This window comes from Pseudomonas sp. MIL19, from assembly GCF_028680365.1.
Taxonomy (GTDB): domain Bacteria; phylum Pseudomonadota; class Gammaproteobacteria; order Pseudomonadales; family Pseudomonadaceae; genus Aquipseudomonas; species Aquipseudomonas spirodelae.
In genome coordinates, this window is the sequence record NZ_JAPPVG010000045.1 from 21,021 (window position 1) to 27,832 (window position 6,812).

At 59.7% G+C, this 6,812-nt stretch carries 7 protein-coding genes; 4 read left to right on the plus strand and 3 right to left on the minus strand.

Going from position 1 to position 6,812, the window contains the following annotated elements:
* Window positions 1-73 precede the first annotated feature (73 nt).
* Together mazG and N1078_RS18345 are read left to right on the plus strand one after the other, a co-directional pair.
* On the plus strand, window positions 74-904 hold the full coding sequence (gene mazG / locus N1078_RS18340) for a nucleoside triphosphate pyrophosphohydrolase (protein WP_274089530.1): 831 nt from the start codon (window positions 74-76) through the stop codon (window positions 902-904).
* Window positions 905-1,044: 140 nt separating this feature from the next.
* Window positions 1,045-1,584, plus strand: coding sequence for a DUF2058 domain-containing protein (locus tag N1078_RS18345; protein ID WP_274089531.1), 540 nt, complete (start codon window positions 1,045-1,047; stop codon window positions 1,582-1,584).
* 95 nt (window positions 1,585-1,679) lie between these two features.
* Here N1078_RS18345 and N1078_RS18350 read toward each other — a convergent pair whose 3' ends face one another.
* The 3 genes from N1078_RS18350 to purM are packed head-to-tail and all read right to left on the minus strand — an operon-like array spanning window position 1,680 to window position 4,132.
* Complete coding sequence (locus N1078_RS18350) at window positions 1,680-2,396, minus strand: DUF3108 domain-containing protein (protein WP_274089532.1); 717 nt, start codon at window positions 2,394-2,396, stop codon at window positions 1,680-1,682.
* Between the two features lie 12 nt (window positions 2,397-2,408).
* A complete protein-coding gene (purN, locus tag N1078_RS18355; protein WP_274089533.1) occupies window positions 2,409-3,074 on the minus strand; it encodes a phosphoribosylglycinamide formyltransferase in 666 nt (221 codons plus the stop codon).
* Complete coding sequence (purM, locus tag N1078_RS18360) at window positions 3,074-4,132, minus strand: phosphoribosylformylglycinamidine cyclo-ligase (protein ID WP_274089534.1); 1,059 nt, start codon at window positions 4,130-4,132, stop codon at window positions 3,074-3,076. Before purM ends, purN begins: the two co-directional genes overlap by 1 nt.
* A 321-nt stretch (window positions 4,133-4,453) precedes the next feature.
* Between purM and N1078_RS18365 the strand changes: the two genes are divergently transcribed.
* Both N1078_RS18365 and N1078_RS18370 read left to right on the plus strand, forming a co-directional pair.
* Window positions 4,454-5,503, plus strand: coding sequence for a DUF2066 domain-containing protein (locus N1078_RS18365; RefSeq protein ID WP_274089535.1), 1,050 nt, complete (start codon window positions 4,454-4,456; stop codon window positions 5,501-5,503).
* Window positions 5,504-5,624: 121 nt separating this feature from the next.
* Window positions 5,625-6,695, plus strand: a complete 1,071-nt coding sequence (locus N1078_RS18370; protein WP_274089536.1) for an AI-2E family transporter — start codon at window positions 5,625-5,627, stop codon at window positions 6,693-6,695.
* Window positions 6,696-6,812: the final 117 nt, after the last annotated feature.

Genomic DNA, 6,812 nt, shown 5'->3' on the forward strand with positions numbered 1-6,812 from the left:
CGTTAAGCAACGCGCTATCATCGGCGTTTGCACCGCTAACCCTCCTACGTAAGCGTATTAATTGGGATGTGTTATGTACCAACTTAACGATTTGCTGCACCTGATGGCCCGTCTGCGCGATCCGCAGCATGGGTGCCCGTGGGACCTCAAACAGAGTTACGCGACCATCGTGCCGCACACGATTGAGGAAGCCTATGAGGTGGCCGACGCCATTGAACGTGGCGACTTTGACCATCTGCCGGGTGAGTTGGGCGACCTGCTGTTTCAGGTGGTGTATTACAGCCAGCTGGCGCGCGAGGAAGGGCGTTTCGAGTTTGCCCAGGTGGTTGATGGGATTACCCGCAAACTGCTGCGCCGTCACCCGCATGTATTCCCTGATGGCGATCTGTATGGCGCGCCGGATGTCGCCAAGCTCGAAGAGGCCGCCGTCAAGCAGCGCTGGGAAGAACTCAAAGCCGAAGAACGCGCCGAGAAAGCCGCTGTGCCTGAACAGCTTTCGTTGCTGGATGATGTGCCCACCGCGCTGCCGTCGCTGAGCCGGGCGATCAAATTACAAAAGCGTGCCGCTCAGGTCGGGTTTGACTGGCCAGAAGCCCTGCCGGTGGTCGACAAGGTGCGCGAAGAGTTGGATGAAGTGCTGGAGGCCATGAGCGAGAACGATCCCGAGGCCATTAGCGAGGAGATCGGCGATTTGCTGTTTGTGGTCAGTAACCTGGCGCGGCACCTCAAGGTTGACCCGGAAACGGCCCTGCGCGCGGCCAATGGCAAGTTCGAGCGGCGCTTTCGTTTTATCGAGCAGAGCTTGCGCGAGCAGGGGCGGGCTATGCAAGATTGCGCCCTGGATGAATTGGATGCGCTGTGGGGCGAAGCCAAAAAACTCGAAAAGCTCACCCCAAGTTGCTGAGCCCTAGGGTGGATGACGTTCTTTTCATCCACCACTGCCAGGGACACGGTGGATGGGTGAAGCGTCATCCACCCTACGAATAACGCATTACGATTACGCTGGGTACGCCCATTCAATATTGATGGTTGGAAAGGTAGGTTATGGCTCTCTCACTACGCGATCAGTTGCTTAAAGCCGGGCTGGTCAACGAAAAGCAGGCCAAGCAGGCCAGCAAGGAAAAACAGAAGAAGCAGCGTCTGGAGCAGAAAGGCCATATCGAGAAGGACGAGTCGCAAAAGCTCGCCGCTCAACAGGCCATGGCCGAAAAGGCGGCGCGTGATCAAGAGCTCAATCGCCAGCAGCAGGAGAAGGTCGAGCAGAAGGCCCGCGCCGCGCAAATCAAGCAGTTGATCGAGGTGTCACGCCTGCCCAAGCTGACCACCGAGGATTACTACAACTTCGTTGACGACAAAAAGGTCAAGCGCCTGTCGGTCAACACGCTGATGCGCAACAAACTCAGCAGCGGCTCGCTGGCCATCGTGCGCCACGGCGGCGGTTATGAAGTGATCCCGCGTGAGGCGGCGCTGAAGATTCAAGAGCGCGACGCGCCACGTGTGGTGCTGCTCAACACCCCAACCGAAGCCCCGGATGCCGATGATCCGTACGCGGCGTACCAGGTGCCGGATGACCTGATGTGGTAAATGGCTAAGCGGGCCGAGCACCAGTCGGCCCTGCTTGTCGAAACCCGCACATTAAAAAGCCGAGCATTAAGCTCGGCTTTTTATTGCGCTCTGTCTCAGTCCTGGCGGCCTTCAACGGCTCGGCCGTCAACGCTGCCTTCTTTGAGCATGATCTGGTATTCCTTGCCGTCTTTCTCGACCTGATGCAGGCGGACCAGCAGGAACTCCCAGTCTTTGGCGAACCAGAGGATGGTCTTGCGGCTGCTCTGGGTCGGGTCACGCACGCGCTCGACCTTGATCGCATCGATCAGCCCGGCCTTGGTACGCACCACTTCCTCACCCAACACGCGGAAGTCATACGTCTCCACTTCGTCGCCATCGACCACCTGGTAGCTCATGCTTTTCTTGCCGGCGGCCACATCGTATTGCAGAGCCAGTTGGTAGGTCGATTTGTCCAGTAGGCCGCGGTTCAGAGGCAAACGCACTGGGGTGTCGCGGTCGCTGCCGATGACTTGTTTGGCCTCCCAGTCAAAGTCCTGCTCGATCTTCTTGGCTTTGCCCAGGCCGCCGCGCTGATACAAATACGTCTGGGGTAAGAAGGTGGTGTTATCCACGCGCAGGGTGCTTTCTTCGGTCAGGCTGGCGACCAGCATGGAGGCTTCAAAATTGAGCTTCCACAGACCATTGTCCAGCGCTTGCAGGCTGCGCTCGGCGCTGCCGCTGACGGGCAGTTGCTTCCAGTCGGCGGTGTAACTGGCGGAGAAGGGTTTTAGCTCAACGGCGAATACCGGCAGGCTCAGTAGTGTCAGTGCGAACAGTAAGGCGCGACCCATGGTGTCTCCTGTTTACGTTCGAATAAGGTATCCGGTGCTCGGTAACAGTTGCTCGTCCAACATCGCCCCTTGCGCCGTTAGGTGCAAGCGGCCTTCGGCAAACCAGCGGACTGCCATCGGGTAAATTACATGTTCTTGCTGGTGTACGCGCTGCGCCAGACTGCTTTGTGTGTCATCTGGCTCCACCGCGACCACAGCCTGTACGACCAGTGGTCCGCCATCGAGTTCCTCGCTGACGAAGTGCACGCTGCAACCGTGCTCGCTGTCACCGGCTTCCAGTGCCCGTTGATGGGTATGCAAGCCTTTGTATTTGGGCAGCAGAGACGGGTGGATATTCAGCAGGCGTCCCGCGTAATGGCGGACAAAAGTCGGGGTGAGAATACGCATAAAACCAGCCAACACCACCAGCTGCGGATCGTAGCTGTCGATCGCCTCGACCAGTGCAGCGTCGAAGGCCTCGCGGCCCTCGAACTGTTTGTGGTCGAGAACCACGGTGGCGATACCGGCGGCCTGTGCACGTTGCAAACCATAAGCATCGGCGCGGTTACAGACCACCGCGCTGATCCGGGCCGGGCTGCGCGTGGAAGCGTCAGCGTCGGCCTGGATGCTATCAATCAGCGCCTGCAGGTTACTGCCGGAGCCTGAGATCAGCACCACCACATTGCACGGTGCCGGCATTAGTGCTGTTTCAGGTTGTTCAGCACGACCTGAGCAGCGCCTTCGGCCGCTTGGTTGATCTGGCCGATCACCCACGGCTGTTCGCCGGCGGCGGTCAGGGTTTGCAGAGTAATTTCGACGTGCTCCTGCGCCACGCAGATGACCATGCCGACGCCGCAGTTAAGTACGCGGTGCATCTCGTGCTCATCCACGTTGCCTTTTTCTTGCAGCCAGTCGAATACCGCTGGGCGCGTCCAGCTGGCCACGTCGACCACCGCTTGTGCGCCTTTTGGCAGTACGCGCGGGATGTTGTCGAGTAGGCCACCACCGGTGATGTGGGCCATGGCTTTGACCGCGCCGGTGTCTTTGATCAGCTTGAGCAGCGGCTTGACGTAGATACGTGTTGGCGCCATCAGCAAATCGGCCAGCGGCTTGCCATCAACCTCAGTGGCTTCGATTTCGGTGCCGGAGACTTCGATGATCTTGCGGATCAGCGAGTAACCGTTGGAGTGCGGGCCGGAGGACGGCAGGGCGATCAGGGCGTCACCGCTGGCGACTTTCGAGCCGTCGATGATCTCGGCTTTTTCAACTACACCGACGCAGAAACCGGCCAGGTCGTAGTCTTCGCCTTCATACATACCCGGCATTTCAGCCGTTTCACCGCCAACCAGGGAGCAACCGGCCAGTTCGCAGCCCGCGCCGATGCCGGTCACTACGGTGGCCGCTACGTCAACGTTGAGCTTGCCGGTGGCGTAATAGTCGAGGAAGAACAGCGGCTCGGCACCGCAGACCACCAGGTCGTTGACGCACATGGCGACCAGGTCTTGGCCGATGCTGTCGTGCTTGTTCAGGTTCAGTGCCAGGCGCAGCTTGGTGCCGACGCCGTCGGTGCCGGAGACCAGTACAGGCTGCTTGTAGCCAGCCGGGATCTCGCACAGCGCGCCGAAGCCGCCCAGCCCACCCATGACTTCCGGACGTGCGGTGCGCTTGGCCACGCCTTTGATGCGTTCAACCAGGGCTTCGCCCGCGTCGATATCTACACCTGCGTCCTTGTAGCTGATGGAGGGTTGCTTGCTCATAGATCCAGGCCTTTAGGGAAAGTTCGGATAGGCGCCGCCAGGTAGGTTGGCGGTCTGCGAAGGCGCGCGATTTTATCAGGCTTACCCGGCAGCGGCCAGCCGCCACCGTTGCGGGTGTTAGGCGCGCTGTTTAAGGTGACCGCGTGTGCACAATCTGCTCGCTGCGGGCCATGCGCCGCTTAAAATGGCTTTGGAATGCCCTTTAACAGCCCCTAAACTCGTGACACTGTGCTGTTTTCGCCCGCCTTGCGTGCGAGCGCTGGTCGAAACTGTTGTTAAATCTGCCCGGTAAGCCACTTTCCGTCCGTCGAGAATCCACCCATGCGTTTGACCGCTCGCCTGCTTCTTGCCTGTTTGACACTGTCTGGCCTGCCAGCCTTGGCCGCCCCCGTGAGTGATCTGTACCAAGTCCGCGAGGCGGTCAGCAGCCAGCAGCCAGAGGAGCGCGCGGCTGCTCTGGGCCGTGCTCTGGATACTCTGGTGCTGCGTTTGACCGGCAAAACTGATGCCGCGCAGAGCCCAGCACTGGCGGCGCTGCGCAAGGACCCGCAACAGATTGTCAGCCAATATGGTTATGAAGGTGACACCTTGCTGGTCGACTTTGACCCTCACAGTACCGGGCGCAGCCTGCGTCAGGCGGGGCTGGCGTTGTGGGGCGCGAATCGTCCAAGCATCCTGCTCTGGTGGTTGAGTGATGCCAGCGATGGCAGCCGCCTGCTTGGCGATGGCCAGGCCGCTGCTGCAATGTTTAATCAGGCCGCACAACACCGTGGCCTGCCACTGCGCCTGCCGTTGGCCGACCTCTCCGAGCAACTCCTGGCCGTACCGGAAAACCTTGCCAGCAATGACCCTACTGCCTTGCGTGAAGCGTCCGAGCGCTACGCTGCCGATGCTTTGTTGGCGGTTGTCGCACGTGAAGCAAACGGCCAGTGGCAAGCCGAATGGCGGCTATGGCTGGGTGACGAGCGTGAGCAGGGCAAGGTTCAGGGGGCTGATCAGGCCGCGCTGGCAGACGCTATCCTGTTGGCGGTTAATCAGCGTCTAGCGCCGCGTTTTATTGTCGCCCCCGGCGCTACCAGTCGTTTGACGGTAGAAGTGCAGGGCGTTGATCTGGCGCGTTACGCCGAATTGCAGCGCATGCTTGAGCCATTCGCCGCGCAACTGCTCAAGGTACAGGGCGACACGCTGACCTTCGCGGTCAATGCCAATGCCGAGCAATTGCGTGCACAGCTGGGCCTGGCGCAGCTGCAGGAGGTGCCGGCCGAGGCCGCGGTGGTCGATACCGAGCAGGCGGTTACGCCGCCCGCCACGGGTGCTGAGCCTGCACTGCCAGCGCCGCCACGTGACCCTGTATTAAGGTTTCGCTGGTAGGCTACGGCAGTCGCACACACCCTGATTGACCAAACCGCAGCCCGTTAGCTGCGGTTTTCTTATACCGCGCCCCTAAGCGTGGGGCTTTCTGGATAACGCGTTGGCATATGGAGCGCAGAGCATGATCGACTCGCATCGTTGGATATGGATAGTCGCAGCGTTGCTGCTGGGCGGCCTGTTGTACTTGCTCGCCCCGATTCTCTCGCCATTCTTGATTGGTGTGCTGTTGGCCTATATGGGCGACCCGCTGGTTGATCGCTTGGAGCGTTGGAAGTTCTCGCGGACCTGGGGCGTGGTGGTGGTCTTCGCGTTGATCACCCTAGTCATGGCCATTCTGTTGCTGGTCCTGGTGCCGTTGTTGGGTAAACAGCTGGTGCGCCTGTATGAGCTGGTGCCAGAAATACTCGACTGGATGCAGCACCAGGCGTTGCCATGGGTTCAGCTAAAGCTGGGGCTGAGTGAAGGGTTCTGGCGTTTTGATCAGTTAAAGGAAGCGATGTCCGGGCAGCTGGGTAAAACCACCGATATCGTCGGCATGCTGTTGTCCACGGCCACGGCTTCTGGGCTGGCATTGTTGGCCTGGTTGGCCAATATGCTGCTGATTCCGGTGGTGAGCTTCTACCTGATGCGCGATTGGGACCTGATGGTCGCCAAGCTGCGCAGCCTGTTGCCGCGTGGCCGTGAAGGTTTGATTGTGCAGCTCTTCTCGGAGTGCCACGAAGTGCTGGGGGCGTTCTTGCGCGGCCAGTTGCTGGTGATGCTGGCGCTGGGTGTGATGTACGCCACCGGGTTGATGCTGATTGGCCTGGAGCTTGGCTTGCTAATCGGTGTGTTGGCAGGCTTGGCCAGCATCGTGCCGTACCTGGGGGTAGTCGTGGGGATTGGCGCGGCAATGACGGCGGGGCTGTTCCAGTTTGGCGTGGATTTCTACCCGTTGCTGGGCATCGCCACGGTATTTATCGTCGGGCAAATGCTCGAAGGCATGCTGCTGACCCCCATGCTGGTGGGTGATCGCATCGGCCTGCACCCGGTGGCGGTGATCTTCGCGATCATGGCGGGCGGTCAATTGTTCGGCTTCACTGGCGTCCTTCTGGCGCTGCCGGTCGCTGCGGTGATTATGGTGTTAGTGCGTCATTTGCATGAGTTCTATAAACAGTCGAATACCTATGGCGCATCGCCGGAAAGTGACTGAGTTGTAAGGTTTACGATTCGATTGATTTGCATGTGTCTAAGGATGGTCTGAAGTAGTCATGTATTTCTGGCTAACTTCAGCCTCCGCCGATTTTGAAAGCGGCAAATCGATCAAAAG